This window comes from Symbiobacterium thermophilum IAM 14863 (assembly GCF_000009905.1).
GTDB lineage: Bacteria > Bacillota > Sulfobacillia > Symbiobacteriales > Symbiobacteriaceae > Symbiobacterium > Symbiobacterium thermophilum.
In genome coordinates this window covers 1,553,936-1,577,238 of record NC_006177.1, presented here as the reverse complement: position 1 = coordinate 1,577,238, position 23,303 = coordinate 1,553,936, and the positions used below count along the sequence as shown (strand labels likewise).

At 70.2% G+C, this 23,303-nt stretch carries 19 protein-coding genes; 2 read left to right on the top strand and 17 right to left on the bottom strand.

Going from position 1 to position 23,303, the window contains the following annotated elements:
• Window positions 1-19: 19 nt before the first annotated feature.
• Together STH_RS07220 and STH_RS07215 are read right to left on the bottom strand one after the other, a co-directional pair.
• Complete coding sequence (locus STH_RS07220; RefSeq protein WP_011195557.1) at window positions 20-1,792, bottom strand: ABC transporter ATP-binding protein; 1,773 nt, start codon at window positions 1,790-1,792, stop codon at window positions 20-22.
• Window positions 1,792-3,540, bottom strand: coding sequence for an ABC transporter ATP-binding protein (locus STH_RS07215; protein ID WP_011195556.1), 1,749 nt, complete (start codon window positions 3,538-3,540; stop codon window positions 1,792-1,794). Before STH_RS07215 ends, STH_RS07220 begins: the two co-directional genes overlap by 1 nt.
• Window positions 3,541-3,702: 162 nt before the next feature.
• Between STH_RS07215 and STH_RS07210 the strand changes: the two genes are divergently transcribed.
• Window positions 3,703-4,602 (top strand): diaminopimelate dehydrogenase, encoded by a 900-nt coding sequence (locus STH_RS07210; RefSeq protein ID WP_011195555.1) that lies wholly within the window; start codon window positions 3,703-3,705, stop codon window positions 4,600-4,602.
• Window positions 4,603-4,915: 313 nt separating this feature from the next.
• Here the strand turns inward: STH_RS07210 and STH_RS07205 are convergent, their stop codons facing one another.
• The 13 genes from STH_RS07205 to trpS all read right to left on the bottom strand — a co-directional run bounded on the left by STH_RS07205 (window position 4,916) and on the right by trpS (window position 20,005).
• Complete coding sequence (locus STH_RS07205) at window positions 4,916-5,824, bottom strand: ABC transporter permease (RefSeq protein WP_197525212.1); 909 nt, start codon at window positions 5,822-5,824, stop codon at window positions 4,916-4,918.
• Between the two features lie 12 nt (window positions 5,825-5,836).
• The gene (locus STH_RS07200) at window positions 5,837-6,754 is read right to left on the bottom strand and encodes an ABC transporter permease (RefSeq protein ID WP_011195553.1); all 918 of its coding nucleotides are present in this window, start codon (window positions 6,752-6,754) and stop codon (window positions 5,837-5,839) included.
• A gap of 6 nt (window positions 6,755-6,760) precedes the next feature.
• Window positions 6,761-8,323 (bottom strand): ABC transporter substrate-binding protein, encoded by a 1,563-nt coding sequence (locus tag STH_RS07195; protein ID WP_158506865.1) that lies wholly within the window; start codon window positions 8,321-8,323, stop codon window positions 6,761-6,763.
• 278 nt (window positions 8,324-8,601) lie between these two features.
• Complete coding sequence (locus STH_RS07190; protein WP_011195551.1) at window positions 8,602-10,599, bottom strand: methyl-accepting chemotaxis protein; 1,998 nt, start codon at window positions 10,597-10,599, stop codon at window positions 8,602-8,604.
• 245 nt (window positions 10,600-10,844) lie between these two features.
• Window positions 10,845-11,192, bottom strand: a complete 348-nt coding sequence (locus STH_RS07185) for a hypothetical protein (protein ID WP_011195550.1) — start codon at window positions 11,190-11,192, stop codon at window positions 10,845-10,847.
• Between the two features lie 111 nt (window positions 11,193-11,303).
• On the bottom strand, window positions 11,304-12,653 hold the full coding sequence (locus STH_RS07180; protein ID WP_011195549.1) for a 3-phosphoshikimate 1-carboxyvinyltransferase: 1,350 nt from the start codon (window positions 12,651-12,653) through the stop codon (window positions 11,304-11,306).
• A 347-nt stretch (window positions 12,654-13,000) separates the two neighbouring features.
• Window positions 13,001-13,969 carry a prephenate dehydrogenase gene (locus tag STH_RS07175; protein WP_011195548.1) on the bottom strand — a complete coding sequence of 323 codons (969 nt, stop codon included), beginning with the start codon at window positions 13,967-13,969 and terminating at the stop codon, window positions 13,001-13,003.
• Window positions 13,962-15,002, bottom strand: coding sequence for a 3-deoxy-7-phosphoheptulonate synthase (gene aroF, locus STH_RS07170; protein WP_011195547.1), 1,041 nt, complete (start codon window positions 15,000-15,002; stop codon window positions 13,962-13,964). The genes STH_RS07175 and aroF overlap by 8 nt, the downstream gene beginning before the upstream one ends.
• 424 nt (window positions 15,003-15,426) lie before the next feature.
• Window positions 15,427-16,266, bottom strand: a complete 840-nt coding sequence (gene trpA / locus STH_RS07165) for a tryptophan synthase subunit alpha (protein ID WP_011195545.1) — start codon at window positions 16,264-16,266, stop codon at window positions 15,427-15,429.
• Complete coding sequence (gene trpB, locus STH_RS07160; protein WP_011195544.1) at window positions 16,263-17,465, bottom strand: tryptophan synthase subunit beta; 1,203 nt, start codon at window positions 17,463-17,465, stop codon at window positions 16,263-16,265. Before trpB ends, trpA begins: the two co-directional genes overlap by 4 nt.
• On the bottom strand, window positions 17,462-18,130 hold the full coding sequence (locus tag STH_RS07155) for a phosphoribosylanthranilate isomerase (RefSeq protein WP_011195543.1): 669 nt from the start codon (window positions 18,128-18,130) through the stop codon (window positions 17,462-17,464). Before STH_RS07155 ends, trpB begins: the two co-directional genes overlap by 4 nt.
• 16 nt (window positions 18,131-18,146) lie before the next feature.
• On the bottom strand, window positions 18,147-18,998 hold the full coding sequence (gene trpC, locus STH_RS07150; protein ID WP_043713712.1) for an indole-3-glycerol phosphate synthase TrpC: 852 nt from the start codon (window positions 18,996-18,998) through the stop codon (window positions 18,147-18,149).
• Window positions 18,995-20,005 carry a tryptophan--tRNA ligase gene (gene trpS, locus STH_RS07145; RefSeq protein ID WP_011195541.1) on the bottom strand — a complete coding sequence of 337 codons (1,011 nt, stop codon included), beginning with the start codon at window positions 20,003-20,005 and terminating at the stop codon, window positions 18,995-18,997. The genes trpC and trpS overlap by 4 nt, the downstream gene beginning before the upstream one ends.
• A 141-nt stretch (window positions 20,006-20,146) precedes the next feature.
• On the opposite strand from trpS, the gene STH_RS07140 reads away from it, so the two are divergent.
• Window positions 20,147-20,947: a metallophosphoesterase gene (locus STH_RS07140; protein ID WP_011195540.1), complete on the top strand. Its 801-nt coding sequence runs from the start codon at window positions 20,147-20,149 to the stop codon at window positions 20,945-20,947.
• 717 nt (window positions 20,948-21,664) lie between these two features.
• On the opposite strand, the gene trpD is transcribed toward STH_RS07140, so the two are convergent.
• Both trpD and STH_RS07130 read right to left on the bottom strand, forming a co-directional pair.
• A complete protein-coding gene (trpD, locus tag STH_RS07135; protein ID WP_011195539.1) occupies window positions 21,665-22,690 on the bottom strand; it encodes an anthranilate phosphoribosyltransferase in 1,026 nt (341 codons plus the stop codon).
• A gap of 31 nt (window positions 22,691-22,721) precedes the next feature.
• Window positions 22,722-23,303, bottom strand: a complete 582-nt coding sequence (locus tag STH_RS07130) for an anthranilate synthase component II (RefSeq protein ID WP_011195538.1) — start codon at window positions 23,301-23,303, stop codon at window positions 22,722-22,724.

The window sequence follows — 23,303 nt, the reverse complement described above, 5'->3', positions numbered from 1 at the left end:
ACAGCCATAGGGGCGGGGATCATCCCCGCCCCTGTTCGCTGGTGCCGGCCTGCCAGAGCGCCCGCATCTCCGCCGACCGGGCCAGCAGCTCGTCCAGGGTCCCCCGGTCGACCACCCGTCCGTCCTTCAGCAGGATGATCTGGTCCGCCCGGCGCAGGGCCGCCTCCCGGTGGCTGACCACCAGACACGTGACGTCCCGCTGGCGGAACAGCCGCTCCCACAGGATCTGCTCGGTCTCCACGTCCAGGGCGCTGGAGAGATCGTCCATGATGAGCAGCTCCGGCCTCCGCAGGAACATGCGGGCTGCGGCGGTACGCTGGACCTGCCCGCCCGAAAGCCGCACGCCTCGTGCGCCCACCTGGGTCTCCAGTCCGTCCTCCATTCCCGCCAGGTCCCGCTCCAGCACCGCGTCGTAGACGGCCGCCGCCACCTCCGCCTCGGTCGCGTCCAGCCCCATGCGGATGTTCTCGGCCAGGGTGCCGCTGAAGAGGATCGGCACCTGCGGGGTCGCGGCGCAGCGCGGCGGCACCATGAAGGACCCGGGATCCGCAACGGGCTCTCCGTTCCAGTACACCGTGCCGGCCTGCGCCGGCAGCAGGCCCATGAGGACCCGGAGCAGCGTGGTCTTGCCGGAGCCCACCCGGCCTGCGATGACGGTGAAGCTGCCCCGGGGGATGGTGAGGCTCACGCCCTCGATGCCCCGGCCGCTGTCCGGGTAGCGGTAGGTCAGCCCCTCCGTCCGCAGCTCCCGGAGCGGCTCTGCGGGCGGGGGCGGCGGCTCGGGCGGAACCGGCACCGGCCCGCGGAGCGGGATCTCGGTCCGCCGGAGCAGCCGCGTGGGCGGTGCCCCCTGGAGCAGCGCCAGCAGCCGATCCTTCGCCACCCCCGCCTGCCGGTACAGGGCCAGCCAGCGGCCGGCGAAGTGGGTGAAGTCGGCTACGTACCCCAGGTAGTAGACGAACAGGGCGAACTCGCCAACGGTGAACTGGCCGGTCGCCATCGTGCGGGCCCCGAGCAGCAGGATGAGGCCGGTGCCCACCGACGAGGCGTTCAAGGCGATCGACTCCAGCACCTGCGTCAGCAGCCGGTCGGCCACCATCGCCCGGCGGCGCTCGTCGTTGAGGCGGCGCAGGTGGGCGACCACCCGCGACTCCGCCCCCGCCACCTGCACCGCCTGCACAGAGGCGAACAGTTCGGCGATCAGCGCGGTGACGCGCGCCGTCGCCTCCCGGCTCCAGCGTCGGTTCTGGAGGATCCGCCGTCCCACCGCCCGGGTGACGACGAGAACCAGGGCCAGGGGCAGGAACACCAGCACCGTCAGCCGGGCGTCGATCCGCAGCAGCATGGAGAGGGCCACCGCGGCGAAGGTGGTCTGGCCCACCACGTCCAGCATGAAGTCCGCGGTCTCCTCGGCATGGAGCACGTCGTCCCGGAGCCGGTTCAGGGCCTCGCCCGGCGACTCGGGCAGGGCGGCGGCACCGGGCATCTCCAGGATGCGCTCCAGCACGTTGCGGCGCAGCAGGTTGGCCATGGACTCCCGGCCGGTGGCCGAAGCGAAGAACCCGGCGGCCAGCGCGGCGACGCGCGCCACCGCGGCCGCCATCAGCAGGGCGATGATCGCCCAGGGGTCGAGCGCCACCGGCGCCGCCCCCGTCAGCCGGTCGAAGAAGGCCTGGGTCAGCAGTCCGGGAACCACGGGCAGGATGTAGGCCACGGTGAAGGAGACCACGGCCGCCAGGTACACCCACGGCCGGTAGGTGATCAGCCCCCAGACGAAGCGCCAGGTGGACATCAGACCAGCACCTCCTCCAGCCCGGCCCGCAGCATCCGGAAGAAGCGAGAGGCCGGATCCGCCGCCAGCTCCGCCCGCGGGCCGTACTCCACCACCCGCCCGTCTTCCAGGATCAGGATCGTGTCCGCCCGCTCCACCGTCGCCAGCCGGTGTGCGATGATGATGCCCGTGCGCCCCTCCAGCAGCCGGTCCACCGCCCGCTCCACCAGCGACTCCGTAGCGGGATCCAGACGGGACGAGGCCTCGTCCAGGATCACCAGGCCGGGATCGGCCAGGAACACCCGGGCCAGGGCCAGCAGCTGTGCCTCGCCGGCGGAGAGGCCGCCGCCCCCTGACTCCAGCGGGGTGTCAAGCCCCTGGGGCAGCGACTGCAGCCACGGCCCCAGGCCCAGCTCCTCCAACACCGCCAGCAGCCGTCCGTCGCTGACCTCCGGGGAGAAGAACGTCAGGTTGTCCCGCACGGTGCCGGCGAACAGCTGCACGTCCTGCGTCACGAACCCGACCCGGGCCCGTACGCCGGCGACGGTGGCCTCCCGCAGGTCCACCCCGCCCAGGCGCACGATCCCGGCATCGGGGTCATAGAAGCGGAGCAGGAGCCGGGCCAGGGTCGACTTGCCGCTGCCGGTCCGGCCGAGGAGCCCGACCACCTCGCCCGGCTCGATCCGGACATCCACGTCCCTGAGCACCGGCGCGCCGGGCTCGTAGGCGAACGAAACGCCAACCAGCTCCACCGACAGGGGCCCCGGGGGCAGCGCCCGCCCCGGGCCGTCCGGTACGCGGGTGCGCTGGGCGAAGAGTTCCTCCACCCGCTCCACCGCGGCCCCGGCCCGCTGCAGCTCCTGCAGGTGGGTGCGGATCTGCTCGATGGGGCGGCGGAGCAGCTCCGTGTAGTGGAAGAGCAGGTAGACCGTGCCCACGGTCACCCCGCCGCGCGCGTACAGCCACGCCCCGACGCCCAGCGACAGCGCGGCCCCCACGGCAAACGTGACGATGGAGGTGCTCCACGTCAGCCAGAACATCATGCTGGCGGCCAGATTCTGCCGGTAGAAGTCCTGGACGTTGCGCAGGAAGCGGTGCAGCGCCCAGCCCCGGGCGCCGCCGGCCCGGATCGCCTCCGTCCCCGACAGCACCTCGCCCAGGTAGCCGTAGAACTCGGCGGAGGCCTGCCGCTGCCGGGTCCACACCGGCACGGACAGCTCGTGAATCCTGCCGAGCACCCACAGCGTGAACGCCGCGAAGAGCGTCATCGCCACGCCGGCCCGCCAGTCCTCGCGGAAGAGGAGCACCAGGATGCCGAGCATGAGCACGAGGTTGGCGAGCACACCGATGAAGAGCTGCGAGAAGAACTGGGACAGCGCCGTCACATCGCCGTCGATCCGTTCCACCATCTCCCCCGGCGTCCGGCGCTTGTGGAAGCCCAGATCCAGGCGCAGACAGTGCTCGGCCAGGTCGGCGCGCAGCTCGTTGGTCGCCCGCCAGGAGACCGACTCGCTCAGGTAGCGGGCGAGCACGGTCACCGCCTGCACGGCGAAGGCCACTCCGATGAAGGCCAGCGCCAGGGTGACCAGCGACGGTCCCCCCGACACTTCGCCGGCCGCCGTGTCCAGGAACCGCCTGAGAATCTGCGGGTTGATCAGCTGCAGGCCGATACTGGTGACCAGCAGCAGCGCGAGCCATGCCATCTGTGCCCACTGGGGCCTGAGGTAGCGCACCAGCAGCCGCAGGTACCGGCGGACCGGGATGTTCATGACAACACTCCCCCTGCCTGGTCAGTAACGAGAGAATTCGCCATACCTTCCCAATTACCTGTCTAGCGAGCCGACTTCCATACAGGGGTGCATGGCACTGGCATAGCGCCGGCCGGAAGGGTAGAATGAACGTTAATCGAACTGGAGGAGGAGTTTCCAGCGATGGACAAGCTGCGCGTGGCGGTGGTCGGCTACGGCAACGTCGGCCGCTACGCCCTCGAAGCCGTTCAAGCCGCACCGGACATGGAGCTGGTGGGGGTCGTCCGCCGCAAGGTACTGGCCGCCACCCCGCCCGAGCTCACGGGCGTGAGGGTGGTGACCGACATCAGCCAACTGGAGGGCGTGCAGGGGGCCCTGCTGTGCGTGCCGACCCGGTCCGTGCCGGAGTACGCGGAGGCGATGCTCCGCAGGGGGATCCACACGGTGGACAGCTACGACATCCACGGCGACCTGGCGGACCTGCGGCGCCGGCTCGACCCGGTCGCGCGGGAACACGGGGCGGCTGCGGTGATCTCGGCCGGCTGGGACCCCGGCACCGACTCGATCATCCGGGCCCTGCTGGAGTTCATGGCGCCGAAGGGGATCACCTACACCAACTTCGGCCCGGGCATGTCCATGGGTCATTCCGTGGCCGTCAAGGCCATCCCCGGGGTGCGGGACGCGCTGTCGATGACGATTCCCGCCGGCATGGGCGTACACAAGCGGGCGGTCTACGTGGAACTGGAGCCGGGAGCCGACTTCGCCGAGGTGGAGCGCGCGATCAAGACCGACCCCTACTTCGTGCGCGACGAGACCCGGGTTACGCAGGTGGAGTCGGTCAGCGCGCTGATGGACGTCGGGCACGGCGTGGTCATGGAGCGCAAGGGCGTCTCCGGGGCCACCCACAACCAGCTGTTCCGGTTCGAGATGCGCATCAACAACCCGGCGCTCACCGCGCAGGTCATGGTGGCGGCGCTGCGGGCCGCCGCCCGGCAGAAGCCGGGGTGCTACACGATGATCGAGATCCCGGTCATCGACTACCTGCCGGGCGACCGGGAGGCGTGGATCCGGAAGCTGGTGTAGCCAGAACCTCTGGCTGAAGCGAACAGAGCCTCTGTCCCGCCGCGCATGCGGCGGGACAGAGGCTCTTTCTGCTCAGCTCATACGGACGCCGGCGGTGTACCGTGGCGCCGGTGCGGCCGATGCGGCGGGAGGGACGAGGGCACCCAGGAGCAGGACGGCCGCGAGCCAGGCTGATACACGGTGCAGGCGACGCTGCCACATGTCGGATCACCCAGACTCACCGCCGGTTGACTACAGGCTTAGACCTATCAGCCGTGCGGCTCCCTTCATCCCCCGGCGCACCTGGCCGCGGCATCCTGCTCGACCGTGCACGTCAGGAGTTCAGCCGCGGGTCCAGGATCTCCCGCAGGAAGTCGCCCGTCAGGTTCAGCCCCAGCACCGTCAGCTGCAACGCCAGACCCGGGAAGGTGGCCACCCACCAGTGGGTGGTGATGTAGTTGCGGGCGTCGGCCAGCATGCCGCCCCAGGTGACGGTGGGCGGCTGGATGCCCAGCCCGAGGAAGGTGAGGGCCGACTCGGTGATGATCACCCGGGGCACCTCCAGCGTCGCCAGCACGATCAGCGTGCCGGCGACGTTGGGGAACAGGTGCCGGAGCACGGTCCGCCACCCGGGGTTTCCCAGGGCGCGCGAGGCCAGGATGAAGTCCCGCTCCCGCAGGGCGAGCACCTCGGAGCGCAGCACACGGGCATAGAAGACCCAGCCGGTGATGCCGAGCACGGCGATGGTCTTGCCCATCCCCGTGCCGAGGACAGCCATCACCACCAGGGCCAGCAGCGTGAACGGAAAGGCCAGCTGCACGTCGCCCAGCCGCCCCACCAGGTCGTCCACCGCCCCGCCCAGGTACCCGGCCGCCAGCCCGGCCGCGGTGCCGATGCCGCCTGCGATCAGCACCGCCGAAAGCCCCACGGTGAGCGACACCCGGGACCCGTAGATCAGCCGGCTCAGGATGTCCCGACCCAGGTGGTCCGTGCCCAGGGGATATGCAGGGTGCGCGCCTTCCATCCAGAAGGGCGGCAGCAGCCGGAGTTGAACCTGTTGGGCGTTGGGGTCGTGCGGCGCCAGGACGGGGGCAAACAGGGCGCAGATCACCGCCCCCAGGACCATGAGCACCCCCAGGAGAGCCACCTTCCGCCGCCACAGTTGCCGCAACGCCTGGCGCAGCACCCTGCGCCCGGTCCGGGCGTCCTCGCGGCGGGTGTCCGGCTCACGGGCCGCTGCCACTGGCCTCACCTCCTATGAGTAGCGGATCTGCGGGTCCAGGAGAGCGTAGACCAGGTCCGTCACCAGGTTGATCGCGACGATGATCAGGGCGAAGAGGAACACCGCCGCCTGCACCACGTAGAAGTCGCGGTTGAAGATCGCCTGCACCACGAACCGCCCCACCCCCGGCCAGGCGAAGATGGTCTCGGTGATCACGGAGCCGCTGAGAAGCGAGCCCATCTGCAGCCCCACCACCGTCACCACGGGCAGGAGGGCGTTGCGGAGCGCGTGCCGGTAGATCACCCTCCGCTCCTCCAGCCCCTTGGCCCGCGCGGTGCGAATGAAGTCCTGACTCAGCACGTTGAGCAGACTGGAGCGCAGCAACCGCATGATGCTGGCGCAGGTGTAGGCCGCCAGCGTCACGGCGGGCAGGATGTACGAGGTCCAGCCCGCCCTGCCGCCCGCCGGAAGCCACCGGAGCTGCACGCCGAAGACGATGATCAGCAGGATCCCCAGCCAGTAGACCGGCATGGACTGCCCCAGCAGCGCCAGCAGGGTGCCCAGACCGTCCAGCAGGCCCCCCCGGCGGGTGGCGCTCACCACCCCGATGGGGATGGCCACGGCCAGGGCCAGCAGCAGCGCGGCCAGGGAGAGCTGCAGCGTGGCGGGCATCCGCTCCAGGACCAGGCGCATGGCCGGCTCGCCGTGCCGGAGCGACTCCCCGAAATCCAGCACCAGTACCCCCCGCATGTACTCCAGGAACTGCACGTACAGGGGCCGGTTGAAGCCCAGCTGCGTCCGCAGGAGCTCCACCTCTTCCTCGGTCGCGTCCAGGGGGGCCAGCAGCCTTACAGGGTCGCCGGTCATGCGGGTGAGGAAGAAGGCCACCAACGTGACCCCGATCACCACCAGGCCCGCGTGGGCCAGCCGCCGAACCAGGTAACGGCCCATAGGCCATCAGCCGGCCCACGTGGCCGAGAACAGGTTGATCTCCTCGTCCGACCGGGGCAGCCAGTGGATTCGGGTAGAGGTGGCGTACACGTCCTTCTGCCGCCAGTCGATCAGGTGGGCCGCGTCCTCGTGGATCATGCGGAGGGCCTCGTGGTACAGCCGCTCCCGTTCGGCTGGGTCCATGGTCGAGCGCGCCCGCAGGATCAGCTCGTCCACCTCGGGCGACTCATAGGAGGAGAAGGCGCCGTCGCCGAACAGCAGCGGGGAGAGGGTGCCGTCCGCGTCCCAGGTGGCATTGCCCCAGCCCAGGATGTAGATGCCTTTCTGTTCCCGGGAGGTCATGAGGTCTACGTGGTTGCCCCATTCGTTCACCTGGATCCGCACGTTGACGCCCACCTGGGCCAGCTGGCCCGCAATGGCCTCCGCCATCTCCTTGTCCATGGCGTAACGGCCGCTGGGCGTGTCGAACTGGATCTCCTCCCCCTGATACCCCGCTTCGGCCAGGAGCTGCCTGGCCAGGTCCGGGTCGTAGCGGTAGGGCTGGAGGTCGGGGTTGAAACCAAAGTGCTGGGGCGTCAGCGCCGTCGCCATCAGGTAGCCGTTGCCCATCAGCACCTTCTCGATCAGCGCCTCGCCGTCGATGGCGTGGGCCAGCGCCCGGCGGAAGGTGGGGTTGGCCAGGATGCCGCCCCTGCGGGTCTGAACGGCCACGTAGATCACCCGGACGCTGGGCACCTCCACGATCCGGACCCTGGAGTCGTTGCGCAGCGCTTCCACCTGATTGGCCGGGATGTTGACGGCGATGTCGGCCTGCCCCGTCTGGATCTGGGAGATGCGGGTGGCCGCCTCGGGCACGGGCCGGAAGATCACCTGCTGAATCTGGGGCGCCCCGCGCCAATAGTCGGGGTTGGCCTCCAGGACCACCTCCTCCTGCTTGACCCAGCGGACAAACCTGTAGGGGCCGGTTCCCATGGGGTTATTGGCCAGGTGCTCCTTGCCGTACTCGGCGAGGTACTCGGCGCTGATGACGTGTTCATTGGCCAGCCGGTTGGGCAGGATCGGGTAGGGCACCGAGGTGATGATGTGCACCGTGTAGTCGTCGATCACCCGCACCTCCTGGACCGCGGAGAGGTTGTTCCGCCGGGGCGACGCCTCCTCCGGGTCGATGATCCGCTCGATGGTGGCCTTGACGTCGTAGGCGTTGAACGGGTCGCCGTTGTGGAACCGGACGCCCTCGCGGAGCTTCAGCTCCCAGGTGGTGTCGTTCAGCGTCCGCCACTCCGTGGCCAGGCCGGGCTCCAGCTTCATATCCTGGTTCCGGTAGATCAAGGTGTCGTAGATGTTGTTGAGGATGTTATAAGCCGGTGTCTCCGCGTGCCCTGCCGGATCCAGGGTGGTGGCATCCACCCCCTGCAGCACGACCACCGGCCTCTGGCGCGCCGAGTCGGTTCCCGATGCCCCCTCCCCGCCTTCCGGTCCGCGGGAGGCGCGTCCACATCCGGCCAGCGCCACGGACAGGGCGGTCGCCAGCGCGACGGCCCGCACAACCAACACACGGCGGTGTCTCATCCTCTCGTCCTCCTTTCCCCGAGTGAGGTTAGAGGAAAGAAATACCATATCACCACCCAAATTCCTCCTTGTTCTATAAAAATTCCCTTCTTCGTTCACGGCCCCGGGCCCGCAGGCCGCGGCCACCTCGGTGCCCCTGGGGCCGGGAGGCCGGCCAGCGCATTCAGACAGGGCGGTCCCACCTTGCACGGCGGGACCGCCCTGTTTGCATTTCCCCCAGGTAGCGGCGCCCGGATAGCCACGGTACCCCGGGAGTCTTCTATGTGCGCGCTTTCGCGTCAGCCCTGCGCGACGGATCGATCCGGGGCCCCGTTCTCCGCGGTGGCGTGCACCAGCAGCCGGAACCGGCCCACCTCGGCCGAAGCGGCCTCGGCGATGCCCGCCAGCTCCGACGCCGAGGCAGCCAACTCCTCGGTGGCGGCGGCGTTGGACTCCGCGATGGACGAAAGCCGCCGGGCGTGCTCGCCGATCTGCTGCATCGTCGCGCCCTGCTCCTCGATGGCCGCGGCGATCCGCGTCAGCAGTTCGTGGCTCTCCAGGGCCGCCTGCTCGATCCGGTCCATCTCGCCGCTGACGGCTGCGACGCTCTCCGCCGCCCGCCTGGCCTCCTCCACCGCCTGCTGCACCAGCAGATGGATCTCCTTGGCCGACTTGCCGGAGCTGGCGGCCAGGTGTCCCACCTCCTGGGCGACCACAGCGAAGCCCCTCCCGTGCTCGCCTGCCCGGGCCGCCTCGATCGCGGCGTTGAGCGACAGCAGGTTCGTCTGCGCGGCGATCTCCTCAATGACGTTGGTGAACTTGCTGATCTGCTGGCTGCTGGCGGCGATGGCCTGCACGATCGACACCATCTGCTCCATCGCGGCGCGGCTGCTCCGGACGATCTCCACCGTCGCGCTGGACTTGCCGCTGGCCGCCTCGGCATCGTCGGCCAGGCTCACGATGGAAGCCCCCGACTCCTGGACGGCCCGCGTCACTTCCTCCACCGTGATCATCTGGTCCTCGGCGCCGGCCGCGATCTGGGCCGCGGCCCGGCTGTTCTCCTCGGCCGCGAAGGCCACCTGATGCGCATGGTGCTGCAGGGCGGTGAGCGTGTCCGAGAGCGCGGTGAGCGCCGCGTTGTATTGCTTGATCAGAATGGCCAGGTCTCCCTTGGCGTCAAACGACAGCGTCCTGGTGAGGTCGCCCCTCGCCAGGGCCTGCACCGAGGCCACCATCTCCTTCAGCAGCGTCGCCAGCCGGGCAGCCGTTCCGGCTGCCCGCTCCTGGGCCTCGCGGAAGTGGCCCTCGCCGGTGAAGGCCCGCTGGTGCGCGTCCAGCTGCCCGTCCGCCAGCGCCGCCAGCTGGGCGTTCAGCGCGGTGATGGTGGCCTCGATCTCCTCCGCCAGCCGGTTCGCCGACTCCTTGATCAGCCCCATCTCACCCGGCAGCGTGACGGTGATCCGCCGTCCGAACTCGCCCCGCCGCAGCCCGTCCAACATCTGGCTGGTGTCGGCCAGGGCGATCTCCACCCCGTCCAGGGCGAGGTTGATGGACCGGGCGATCTGGGCGTAGCGGGACCGGCCGGGCAGGTCGATGCGGGCCGTGAGGTCGCCCCGCTCAAAGGCCGTCGCGACCCTGGCCAGCGCCTCGAGGGGCGCGGTCTGCCACCGGTAGATCGCCACGCCCAGGCCGGCGCCGACGATGCCGCCCATCCCGGCGATCGCCCAGAGCACCGCGGGCGGCAGGCCCACGGTGGCCGCGACCGCCATAGCGATGGCCACTGCGGCCGGCCAGGCCAGCATGAGCGCCACCTGCCCGAGGGTGCCCAGACGCTCCCCCAGGCTCTCCCGACGGCGCAGGGCGCCCAGGGTGTCGAGCAGCCCCTGCTCGCCGCTGTTCATCCGCCGGTACAGCTCCTCCGCCTCCCGGATCTCCTCCCGGGTAGGCTTGCGCCGCACCGACCGGTAGCCGATGATCTTGCCGTCCTCCAGCACGGGGGAGACAAAGGCCTTCACCCAATAATGGTCGCCGTTCTTGCAGCGGTTCTTGACGATCCCCACCCAGCGTTCGCCAGCCTGGATCGTGTCCCACATGTCCTTGAAGGCGGCGCTCGGCATGTCCGGGTGGCGCACGATGTTGTGGGGCTTACCGACCAGCTCTTCCCGGCTGTAGCCGGCCACCGCGCAGAATGATGCGTTGGCCGTGGTGATGATCCCGCGCAGGTCCGTTTCGGAGATCAGCCGTTCTTCGGCGGGGTAGTCGCGTTCAACCTGGGTAACGGGGATGTTCCGCTTCATCCTCTGCCCTCCTCGATCTGGGGTGTGAAAGCACGTGACTGAACCGTTCCCAGCAAGATTGCCACAGCCCGGGGCTACCCCACAATAACACCTTGTGCCCATGTTCATTCCTACCGAAACCCGAAAAATCGCGTCCGTGAATCGGTTGGACGATCAGTGTATAACGAAGGATAGTGCAAAAATAGGCCGGAGGTCCCGTATGGAACCTCCGGTCTGTACCTTATGGCCGTCGAAACACACACGGGCTAACCCATCATGGCGGACAGGCCCGTCATGGCCAGAATGGCTCCGCCCAAGGAGGCCAGGAGCCCGCTGGCGAAGCGCGAAACGGTCGGAAACTGCTCGCTGTCCCCGCGCGCGTAGGCGACCACCGTCGTCTGCTCCCCCAGCAGCGCGTAGCCTGCGCCGGCCAGCACCAGCGAGCCGCCCATGGCCAGCAGCTGCCACGCGGGCCAGAGCTGCGGTGCGATCGTGCGCAGAGCCAGGGTCAGCGCCAGTCCGACGAAACCAAGCAACATCCCCACGCGCAGCCACCGGTCGTGCGCCTGCCCCCACCGGTAAAGCCGCGCCCTCCACCAGAGCCGCCGATCCACGCCCATCCCCCCAAGAAGGGCTGTTTATGTTCATGATAACAGGGGCTTCTGATGGCTGGCAAGGGAGAACAAACAAACTTGTTTCGTTTGTGTGGGTAGCTTGTCCTCGGCTCAGTGCTCCTCCACCCTGGCGCCCAGGCCGCGCAGATCCGCGAAGAAGGCCGGGTACGACTTGGCCACGTGGTGCGCGTCCCGGATCACCACCGGCTCCCGGGCCCGCAGCGCGACGATGGTGAGCCCCATGATCACCCGGTGGTCGATCCGGCTCTCCACCGTCACCCCGCCCTCCACCCCCTCGGGCCGTCCGCGGACGATCAGCTTGTCCCGCTCCTCCGCCACCCGGGCGCCCAGCTTGTTCAACTCCGCCCGGTAGTCGGAGATGCGGTCACATTCCTTGTAGCGCAGATTCTCTACATTATAGAAAACTGTCTCCCCCTCCGCCAGGACGGCCGCGGCGGTCAGGGCCAGCACGGCGTCCGTGAACGGGTCGCCGTCGAACCGGACACCCCTTAGGGGCCTGCCCCCCCGGATCCACACCTGCTGCCCGTCGTGGGCGATATCCGCCCCCATCGCCCGCAGCACGTCGATCGCCTGCCGCTCCCCCTGCTCGTCGGGGAAGAGCCGGGGGATCGTCACGTCGGAGGGCACCACCGCGGCTGCGGCCATGAGCGCGGCGGCGCCCGGGTAGTCGCCGGGCACCGTGTACTCCCGGGGACGATACCGCTGGCCGCCGGGGATGTGGAACCGGCGGAGGTCGTCCCCGGCCTCTACCCGGATCCCCGCCTCCTGGAGCACCTGCAGCGTCTGCCGGATGGGCGGGCGGGACTTCATGTCCCCCGTGACCTCGATCGTCACGTCCTCGCCGATCAGCGGCGCGGCGAAGAGGAGCGCCGACGTGTACTGGCTGGAGACCGACCCGCTCACCCGCACCGTGCCGCCCCGCAGCCGGCCGACCCGGCCCGACGGCGGCCGTTCCCAGCCGCTGCGGCTGCCCGCTCCGGCCGGGGGTCCCGTGCGGATGGTGATCGGCAGCCTCCCTTCCCGGCTCTCCACCTGTGCCCCGAGCTGCGCCAGGGCGTCCAGCAGGTCGCCGTGGGGCCGTCTGCCCAGCGACTCGGCGTAGTCGGTGACAAAGGTGATCTCGTCCAGGGTGGCCGCGCAGACGGCCATCAAAAAGCGCAGGACCGCCCCGGCGTTCCCCGGGTTCAGGGTTCCGGGGTTGCGCGGGTTGGCGCCGAACCCCCGCACCCGCAGGTGCGGACCGTCGGGAATGAGCTCCGCGCCCAGGTCGGCGAGGCACCGCTTCAGCGCGGCAGCATCCTCGCTCTCGGCCGGGTAACGGATGAGCGACTCGCCCTCCGCCAGGGCGGCGGCGAGGAGGTACCGCGTCGTGTAGTTCTTGGAGGACGGCGGGTTGACCGTCCCCTCCAGCCGGGTGGCCGGGTACACCCTGACGTCCATGGAATCCCTCCCTCTCCGCTGCCGCGCCCCGGGGCCAAATCCGGATCTGACCCCGGAAGGCCCGACGCACGGTTCCTCGCCCGGTGTCGCGAGGCGGCTGCCGTCCGGCTGACACAATCGGGTTGACACCGTCCGGGAAAGCGCAGCCAAGATAACAGCCGATTCCTGATGCAGACAGCGGAGACCGTTTCCCATTGTATCAAAGGCCTTTCCGGCCCTGACTGCATCATCTCAGGCATGAAGCACGTGCAGTCTGCCGGATCATTGTCCATCACGGCCGAAACAGGCCGGCGGAGGCGCGCAGCCTTCCCGTCGCGGCCGCCGCCCGGGCGTGCCCGTCAGGTCGCTCACGCCGGGCCGCCCGTGCGGCCGCCGACCCGGCGGCGGGCGGCGTGCGCCCGCTCGAACACGGCGGCCAGGGCGCCGAAGTCCCCCGCGTCCACCGCCGCCTCCAGGTCCGCCAGCACGCCCCGAAAGGCCGCGACTGCCTCCCGGAGCGCGGGCCGGTTATTGGCCCAGATCTCGTGCCAGAGCGCCGCGGGGCTGTCGGCGATGCGGGTGGCATCCCGGAAGCCCCCGGCGGCCAGTTCCAGCGTGCCCGGCTGCGTCTCGTCCAGGTCCAGGGCCGCGGCCGCCAGGGCCGTGGCCACCAGCTGGGGCAGGTGCGAGGCCCCGGCGACGCGCCGATCGTGCTCCGCGGGCGACATCACCACGGGCAGGGCGCCCAGCGCCGCCGCCAGGTCCCACACCAGCTCCAGCGGCGAAACCTCCGCCCCGCTGCGCCCGGCCTTCAGCACCGTGACCGCGCGCTGCCCGGGCGTCAGCACCCAGCGGCAGCCGGGGATGAGGTCCGCCGACGCCCAGGCGACGCCGGAGCGTTCCCTTCCGAACATCGGGTGGCCGCCCACGAAGGCGACCCCGTCCGGCAGGTGCCGCTCCCACGCCGCCACCACCGCCTCCTTCACGGAGGCGACGTCGGTGACGACGGTGCCCGGGCGGAGAAGCGGTGCGGCCCGAGGGGCCAGGTCGATCATCGGCTGAACGGGCATGGCCAGGATCACCAGGTCGGCCCGGGCCAGGGCGGCCGCGGGGTCGGTGACCATGCGATCCACCGCCCCGAGCCGCACCGCTTCCGGCACTTCCCAGGCGCCGGCACCACCGCCCGGGCCCGAGGCATCCGCCGCTGCAGCCCGTGTCGCGGGCCGGCCGATGCCGATCACCTCGTCGGCAAGACCCCGCTGGCGCAGGGCCATGCCGATGGAGCCGCCGATCAGCCCGACGCCCCAGATGGCGACGGTGCCGAATCCGCTAGACATGGACCGCCGCAGCGGCAGGCAGCCGCCGCCCCAGCACCTGCAGGATGGCGGCCACGTCGTGCATCATCTGGTGGAACGCGGCGGGTCCGATGGTCTGGGCGGCGTCGGACTTGGCCTCGTCCGGCCGCGGGTGCACCTCCACCAGGATCCCGTCCGCGCCGGCGGCCGCGGCCGCCCGGGCCAGCGCCACCACGAAGTCCCGCCTGCCCACGCCGTGGCTGGGATCCACCACCACCGGCAGGTGGGTCAGCGACTTGGCCACCACCACGGCGGACAGGTCCAGCGTGTTGCGGGTGGCCGTCTCAAAGGTGCGCACGCCCCGCTCGCACAGGATCACCTGGTGGTTACCCTCGCTCATTACGTACTCGGCCGCCATCAACCACTCCTCAATGGTGGCCGACATGCCCCGCTTCAGCAGCACGGGCCTGTTCGCCCGGCCGACCTCCCGGAGCAGGCTGAAGTTCTGCATGTTCCGGGTGCCGATCTGCAGCACGTCGGCGTACTCGGCCACCAGCTCCACGTCCCGGGTGTCCATGACCTCGGTGACGACCGGCAGCCCGGTCACCGCCCGGGCCTCGGCCAGGTACTTCAGTCCTTCCTCGCCCAGCCCCTGGAAGGAGTACGGGCTGGTCCGGGGCTTGAAGGCGCCGGCCCGGAGGGCGTGGGCGCCGCCGTCCCGGACCAGGCGGGCCGCCTCCAGGAGCAGCTCGCGCCCCTCCACGGAGCAGGGCCCCGCCACGACCCAGAAGTCGTTGCCCCCCACCGTGGGACCGCCGATGCGGATCAGCGTGTCCTCCGGATGGAAGTCCCGCGAAGCCAGCTTGTAGGGCTTCGAGATCGGGGTCACCCGCTCGACGCCGGGGGCGGCCTCCAGGTTCAGGTCGGCCAGCACCGCCCGGTCGCCGCCGATCGCCCCGATGATCGTCCGCTCTTCCCCCTGGGAGAGGTGCACGCCGAATCCCGCCGCCCGAACCCGCTCCACGATGTCGTTGACCTGCGCCTCGGTGGCGCCTTTCCGCATGACGATGATCACCGCTCAACACCTCACCCTTCCTGCTGGTTTCACGGGAAAGCAAAACGGCTTCCATCCCGTGTAGGGACGGAAGCCGAAAGGCTTTCGTGGTACCACCCTGCTTGGTCCGCTCCGGCGCGGACCCACTCGTTCCGGGGACCATCATCCCCTCCGCCCTTGGTAACGGGGGCGTGCCGGTGTACCTACTGGACGCGCGCACCCGACGGCTTGTGGTCCGCCACCGGACCGACTCCCTCGTTCAGGTCCGCCGGCCCGACGGGATGCGCCAGTCGTTCAGCCTACGCTCACGGGTGTATTCGAACCCGCCTTCGGCGCCAGCTTGCACCAACCGCTGGCTCTCTGCAGCTCTCCGGCCTTGGGTCTACTTCTCCCGCTCATCGCTTTACAATATTGAAGCCTAGTGTACACCGGTACCACGGCGTCGTCAAGCCTCGTTTTTCACAAACCGGCTGTCCCATCCCGTACCAGGCCGGGTGCCCGCCTTCAGCTCCTCCGCCAGGATCCGCACCCGCTCCACCAGTTCATGCTCCGGCAGCCCCTCGCCGCAGTGGCGCACGAAGGCCGATCCGACGATGGCGGCGTCAGCCACGGCCGTGACCTGGCGCACCTGCTCGGGCCGGGAGATGCCGAAGCCCACCGCCACCGGGGTGTCGGTGACCGCCTTCACCGCCTCCACCATGGCGGTGAGCTGCGGCGGCAGCCGGTCCCGCACGCCGGTCACGCCGGTGGACGACACGGCGTAGATGAACCCCCGCGCCAGCTCGGCCGCCCGCCGGATCCGCTCCGGCGGCGAGGTGGGGGCGACGAACTGGATGAGGTCGAGCCCTACCGCCCCGGCCGCGGCGCGGATCTCGTCGCTCTCCTCCACCGGCACGTCGGGCAGGATCAGGCCGTCGACCCCGGCTGCGGCCGCACGGTGACAGAAGTTCTCAACCCCCGGCCGCAACACCAGGTTGTAGTATGTCATGATCAGCAGCGGTATCTGCAACCCGTCGGCGCGCAATGCCGCGACCAGTTCCAGCACATTATCGGTGTTGGCGCCGGCCGCCAGGGCCCGCTGGCTGGCCGCCTGGATCACCGGACCGTCGGCCAGCGGGTCGGAAAACGGCAGGCCCAGCTCGACCATGTCCACCCCCGCCTCCGCGAGGGCGTGCACCAGCCTGCGGGTGGTGGCCAGGGAGGGGTCGCCGGCGGCCAGGTAGGCGATGAGCCCCTTCTCCCCCCGACTGCGCAGCAGGGCGAACCGTTCGGCGATGCGGCTCATGCCCCTTCACCCCCCAGGATGCGGGCGACCTCGGCCATGTCCTTGTCACCCCGCCCCGACAGGTTGATGACCACGATCTGGTCCGGCGCCATCCCGGCGGCCAGGCGGACGCCGTAGTACACGGCGTGGCTGGACTCCAGGGCCGGGATGATCCCCTCGGTCCGGCTGAGCAGCTGCATGCCCTCCAGCGCCTGCTCGTCCGTCACCGCCACGTACTCGGCGCGGCCGGTGTCCCGGAGGTAGGCGTGCTCCGGCCCCACGCCGGGATAGTCCAGCCCGGCGGAGATGGAGTGGGCCTCCTGCACCTGGCCGTACGCATCCTGCAGCAGGTAGGTGCGGGCGCCGTGGAAGACGCCCACCTCACCGCCGCCGCTCAGCGTCGCCCCGTGCTTGCCGCTGCCGATCCCCAGGCCGCCGGCCTCCGTCCCCACCAGCCGGACCTCGGGGAAGGGCACGAAGGGGTGGAAGATCCCGATGGCGTTGGATCCCCCGCCCACGCACGCGACGACCGCGTCGGGCAGCCGCCCCTCCGCCTCCTGGATCTGGCTCATGGTCTCGTAGCCGATCACCGCCTGGAAGTCCCGCACGATCATCGGGTACGGGTGCGGCCCCACCGCGGAGCCGATCACGTAATGGGTCGTCTCCACGTTGGTCACCCAGTCCCGGATCGCCTCGTTGGTGGCGTCCTTCAGGGTGCGGGACCCCGACCGGGTCGGGATCACCCGGGCCCCGAGCAGCTGCATGCGGAAGACGTTCAGCCGCTGGCGGGCCACGTCCACCTCCCCCATGTGGACGTCGCACTCCATCCCGAACAGGGCCGCCACGGTGGCCGCGGCCACGCCGTGCTGGCCGGCGCCGGTCTCGGCGATGATGCGCTTCTTGCCCATCCGCCGGGCCAACAGGGCCTGGCCGAGGGCGTTGTTGATCTTGTGGGCGCCGGTGTGGTTCAGGTCCTCCCGTTTCAGGTAGATCCTCGCCCCGCCGGCGTGCCGGGTCAGCCGCTCGGCGAAGTAAAGCGGCGTTGGCCGGCCCACGTACTGCCTCCGGTAATAGGTGAGCTCCTCCAGGAACTCGGGGTCGTCCTTGTAGCGCCGGTACGCCTCCTCCAGTTCGATGCAGGCGGCCATCAGCGTCTCGGGGACGTAGCGGCCGCCGAAGGGGCCGAAGTGGCCCAGGGCGTCGGGCACGGCGCCTGTCATCGCGCCACCCCCTTGGCGGCGGCGACGAAGGCGTAGATCTTGTTGATATCCTTGACGCCCCCGTTCTCGACGCCGCTGGAGACGTCGACCCCGCCCGGCTGGGCCCTGGCGATGGCGTCGGCCACGTTGTCCGGGGTCAGCCCGCCGGCCAGGATCAGCTTGGGCCGGCCGGGGGTCAGCGGCTCGTCGGGGCCGGCGAGCGGCACGCCGGCCCGCTCCAGGGTCTGGGCCGCCCAGCGGACCAGAGTCGGGTCCAGCGTCTGGCCGGTGCCGCCGGCCTGCCCCTCCACGTAGGGCTCCAGCAGCAGGCCCGCCGCGTTGCGGTAGTCCGGCAGCCGGGCCAGGTCCTCGGGCCCCCGGATGCGGATCGCCTTGATCACCGGCAGTCCGATCTGATCGATCGCCTCCGGCGGCTCGGAGCCGTGCAGCTGCACGGCCTTCAGCCCGGACAGCGTTACGGCCCGGCGGATCTCCTCCATCGGGGCGTCCACGAAGACGCCCACCGTCACGGTTTCCGGCGGCAGCCCGCTGATCAGGGCCTCGACCCGCTCGGGGGTCACCTGCCGCCGACTGGGGGCGAAGACGAAGCCCAGGGCATCGGCCCCGGCCTCGACGGCGGCCACCGCGTCCTTCATAAACTGCAAGCCGCAGATCTTCACCCACATGCGGCATTCGCTCCTTTCAACTGTTGTCCGGCACCGAGCCTTCAGGCGACCCCCGCAGCGCCCGCAGCGCGGCGGCCACGTCGGGCTGGCGCATCAACGATTCCCCCACCAGCACCGCTCGTGCGCCTGCGGCCGCGACCCGGCGCAGGTCGTCGTGGGTCCAGATGCCCGACTCGCTCACCAGCAGCCGGTCGGGCGGAACCAGGGGCGCCAGCCGTTCCGTGACCTCCAGCGTGGTGTGGAAGGTCCGCAGGTCCCGGTTGTTGATCCCGATCAGCGGAGCGCCGGACGCCACCGCCAGGGCCAGCTCGTCGGCGGTGTGGACCTCCGTCAACACGTCCATGCCCAGCTCCCGCGCCAGCGCCGCCAGCCGGTTCAGGTCCTCCGGCGTGCGGCCTCCGGCGCAGTCGCCGCAGAAGGCCGCCACGATCAGCAGGATGGCGTCCGCCCCCGCCGCCCGGGCCTCGTGGACCTGGTACTCTTCGATGATGAAGTCCTTCCGCAGGAGCGGCAGCGCCACCGCCTCCCGGATGGCCGCGAGGTACGCCAGCGAGCCCTGAAAGTACCGCTCGTCCGTGAGCACGGAGAGGCAGGCTGCTCCGCCCTCGGCATAGGCCCGGGCGATGGCCACCGGGTCGAAATCCGGCCGGATCACCCCCTTGGAAGGGCTGGCCTTCTTCACCTCGGCGATGACCCGGACCTCGGTCCCGCCCGCCCCGGCCCCGGACGGCGGTCCCCCCAGGGCCCGCAGGAACCCCCGGGGCGGAGGGGCGGCGCGGGCGGCGGCGATCACGTCCGCCAGGGGCCGGGCCCGCCGGGCCGCGGCCACCTCCGCCTCCTTGGCGGCCAGGATCTCCGCGAGGATCATGGCCGCTTCCGGGGGAGCAGCCCCAGGGCGTCCTGCAGCCGGCGCAGCACCGGCGTGGAGACGGCCTCCGCCTTCTGAGCCCCCTTCTCCAGGATCTCCTCGATCACCCCGGGCTCACACAGCTCCTTGTACCGCTGCTGGATGGGCTCCAGGGTGGCCACCACCGCCTCGGCCACGTCCTTCTTGAACTGGCCGTACCCGGTGTAGCGGCCGGCGATCTCGTCCAGCGACATGCCGGTGCAGAGCGAGAGGATCACCATGAGGTTGGAGACGCCGGGCTTCTTCTCCGGGTCGTACCGCACCTCGGACTCCGAGTCGGTGACCGCCCGCTTGATCTTCTTCCGGATCGCGTCCGGGGTGTCCAGCATGTGGATGGTGGCCGACTCGTCGGGATCCGACTTGGACATCTTCTGGGTGGGGTTCTGCAGCGACATGATACGGCCGCCGGCCTCCCGGGGCGGGATATAGGGCTCGGGCACCACCACAACCTCCCGGCCGAACCGGTTGTTCAGGCGCACGGCGATGTCCCGGGCCAGCTCCAGGTGCTGCTTCTGGTCGTCGCCCACGGGCACGTGGGTCGTGTCGTACAGCAGGATGTCCGCGGCCATCAGCGCGGGGTAGGTGAAGAGGCCGGTGGTGACCACCTCGGCCTTGGCGGACTTGTCCTTGAACTGGGTCATCCGCTGCAGCTCGCCGTAGTAGCAGCTGACCTCCATCAGCCAACCCATCTCGGCGTGGGCGGAGACGTGGGACTGCACGAAGATCGTCGCCACGTCCGGGTCGATGCCCGCCGCCACGTACAGCCGGGCCATGTCCAGGGTGTTCTTGCGGAGCTGGACCGGGTCCTGGGGGATGGTCAGCGCATGCAGGTCCACCACGCAGAAGAAGCACTGGGCCTCGTGCTGCAGCTTGACGAAGTTGCGCATGGCCCCCAGGTAGTTGCCCAGGGTGACCCCGCTGGTGGGCTGCATGCCCGAGAAGACGACCTTGATCGGCTTGGTGCTCATGAACTCGACCACTCCTTCGCACGTTCGGTTGTGGGAAAGGACTCGTACAGCTGGCCCGCCCCGGACAACCCCGGAGGCTCGCATTTCGTCAAATGGCTAGTATTCCCTGAACCAGCGATCTCCCGAGGAGGGTGCGCAAGGGTGAAGCGCCGACACTTCCTGGTCCGGGCCGCCGTCGGCCTCATCGGCCTGACGCTGGGGCTCACCGGCTACGGCCGGTTCGTCGAGACGCGCCGGGTCCGGTTTGAGGAGCGGACCGCCGCCGTCCCCGGCCTGCCCCGCCATCTGGAGGGCTACACCATCGGGGTGCTGAGCGATCTGCACGTGGGCCCGACGACGCCGGCGGCGTGGGTCCGCCGGGTGGTCGAACAACTGGCGGAGCGGCGGCCCGACCTCGTGGTGGCGGTGGGCGACTTCATCGGAAGCCACGACCACGTCGCGGAGGCCAACTGGTGCCTGGAACCGGTGCAGGGGGCGCTGGGCGTCCTGGGCAACTGGGACTACTACGACGGCCGGATCCGCAAGGCCCTGACCAACGTGCGGCTCCTGGAGAACCGGGGCGTCCTGGTGGCGGACGGGCTCTGGGTGGGCGGCGTCGACGAGCCGGCCCTGGGCAAACCCGACGTGGACCTGGCCCTCTCCGGCGCCCCGCCGGGGGCCGTCCGCATCCTGCTCTGCCACGAGCCGGACTACGCCGACGCCCTCGTCCGCCCGGAGCACCGGGTGGCCTTGATGATCAGCGGCCACAGCCACGGCGGTCAGGTCCGCCTGCCCGTCGTCGGCCCGCTGATCCTCCCGCCGGGGGGACGCAAGTACCACACCGGATTTTACCAGGCGGCCCACTGCCGGGTCTACACCAGCCGGGGGGTGGGCACCGCCCACCTCCCGATCCGGCTGTTCTGCCCGCCGGAGGTGACGCTGCTGCGGCTGGTGCCGCAGTAGCGATGACAACTGCAAAGGACTTTCACTTGGCACGGGGACCAAGTGCAAATCTGACTCACTCCTTGGCCCACGCTGCCCCGCGGCCGGTGGTTGAAGCTTGAAGCAGCCTGGCTCGGGGCGACAACTGCGATGGATTTTCACTTGCCAGGCGGGCAAAGTGCAGATCTGTCTCACTTCGCCGACCGCGCTCCCCGCGGTCGGTGGTTGAAGCTTGAAGCAGTCTGGCTCGGGGCGACAACTGCGACGGATTTTCACTTGCCAGGCGGGCAAAGTGCAAATCTGTCTCACTCCGCAGACCGCGCTGCCCCGCGGCCGGTGGTTGAAGCTTGAAGCAGTCTGGCTCGGGGCGACAACTGCGATGGATTTTCACTTGCCAGGCGGGCAAAGTGCAGATCTGTCTCACTTCGCCGACCGCGCTGCCCCGCGGCCGGTGGTTGAAGCTTGAAGCAGCCTGGCTCGGGGCGACAACTGCGATGGATTTTCACTTGCCAGGCGGGCAAAGTGCAGATCTGTCTCACTTCGCCGACCGCGCTCCCCGCGGTCGGTGGTTGAAGCTTGAAGCAGTCTGGCTCGGGGCGACAACTGCGACGGATTTTCACTTGCCAGGCGGGCAAAGTGCAAATCTGTCTCACTTCACCGCCCATGCTCCGCTGCTCCCGGTGGTGGATACGTGAACCTGGCCCGGGGTGCCAAGCCCCCGTTCGGGTACCTGCTTCCCTACGCCGACTCCGCCCTGAGGCGGTGGGTGAACTCCCGCATGCGCTCCAGGACTCGCCGCGCCTCACCCGAGTCGATGGACTGCGCGGCCAGCTCGACCCCTTCCCGCAGGGTGCGCACCCGGTCCGCGGCCAGCAGGGCGGCGGCGGCGTTGAGCAGCACCACGTCCCGCCGGGGTCCCGGCTCGCCCGAAAGCACGGACTCGGTGATGCGGGCGTTCTCCTCCTTGGTGCCGCCCCGGATGTACTCCCGGGGCGCCCGGCTGAGCCCCACGTCCTCGGGCACCACCCGGTAGGTGTGCACGAAGCCGTCCCGCATCTCCGAGACCACCGTCGGGGCCGAGATCGAGATCTCGTCGACGCCGTCGGTGCCGTGCACCACCAGGGCGTGTTTCACCCCGAGGTTCCCCAGCACCCGGGCCAGCGGCTCGGTGAGGTTCGGGTCGTAGACGCCCATCAGCTGTGCCTGGGCCATCGCCGGGTTGGTGAGCGGCCCCAGCAGGTTGAAGATGTTGCGCAGCCCGATTTCCCGGCGCACCGGGGCCACGTGCTTCATGCTGGTGTGCAGGGCCGGCGCGTAAAGGAAGCCGATGCCCACCTCGTCGATGCAGCGGCCCACCTCCTCCGGCGTCAGGTCAAGGTGGATGCCCAGCGCCTCCAGCACGTCCGCCGAACCGGTGAGCGACGTCGCCGCCCGGTTGCCGTGCTTGGCCACGGCCACCCCCGCCCCCGCCACCACGAAAGCTGCGGTGGTGGAGATGTTGAACGTGTGGGACCCGTCGCCGCCGGTGCCGCAGGTGTCCACGACCAGCGGCCGGCTGTGGTGGATGCGGATCGCCCGCTCCCGCATCACCCGGGCTGCGCCGGTGATCTCCGCCACCGTCTCGCCCTTGATCCGGAGGGCCATCAGGAAGGCCGCCACCTGGGCGGGGGTGGCCTCGCCGGTCATCATCAGCGTCATGGCCGCCTCCGCCTGGGCTTCGGTGAGATCCTTGCCCTCCGCCACCTGCCTGAGCAGGGCCTTCATGTCCATCTCCATGGATTCCGCCCTCCCCTCTTCACGCCGCCGCCGGCTGCGCCAGCCGGAGGAAGTTCTGCAGCAGTTGTCGGCCGCACTCGGTCAGGATCGACTCCGGGTGGAACTGCACCCCGTAGACCGGGTGCACCCGGTGCTGCACCGCCATCACCAGGCCGTCCTCGGTCTCGGCCGTCACCACCAGGTCGTCCGGCAGGCTCTCCCGGTCCACCACCAGCGAGTGGTATCGGCCCGCCGTGAACGGGTTGGGCAGGCCGACGAACAGCCCCTCGCCGCTGTGGCGCACCAGGCTGGTCTTGCCGTGCATCAGGGACGGCGCCGGCACCACCCGCCCGCCGTACGCCTGGCCGATCGCCTGGTGGCCCAGGCAGACCCCAAGGATCGGGGTGGTCGGCCCCAGCCGGCGGATCAGCTCCAGCGAGATGCCCGCCTCGTCGGGGGTGCAGGGACCGGGGCTGATGACGACCGCCTCCGGCCGCAGGGCAGCCACCTGGTCCACGGTGATCTGGTCGTTGCGGAACACCGCCTGGGCCGCCCCCAGCTCCCCCAGGCACTGGACCAGGTTGTAGGTGAAGGAGTCGTAGTTGTCGATCACGACGATCAT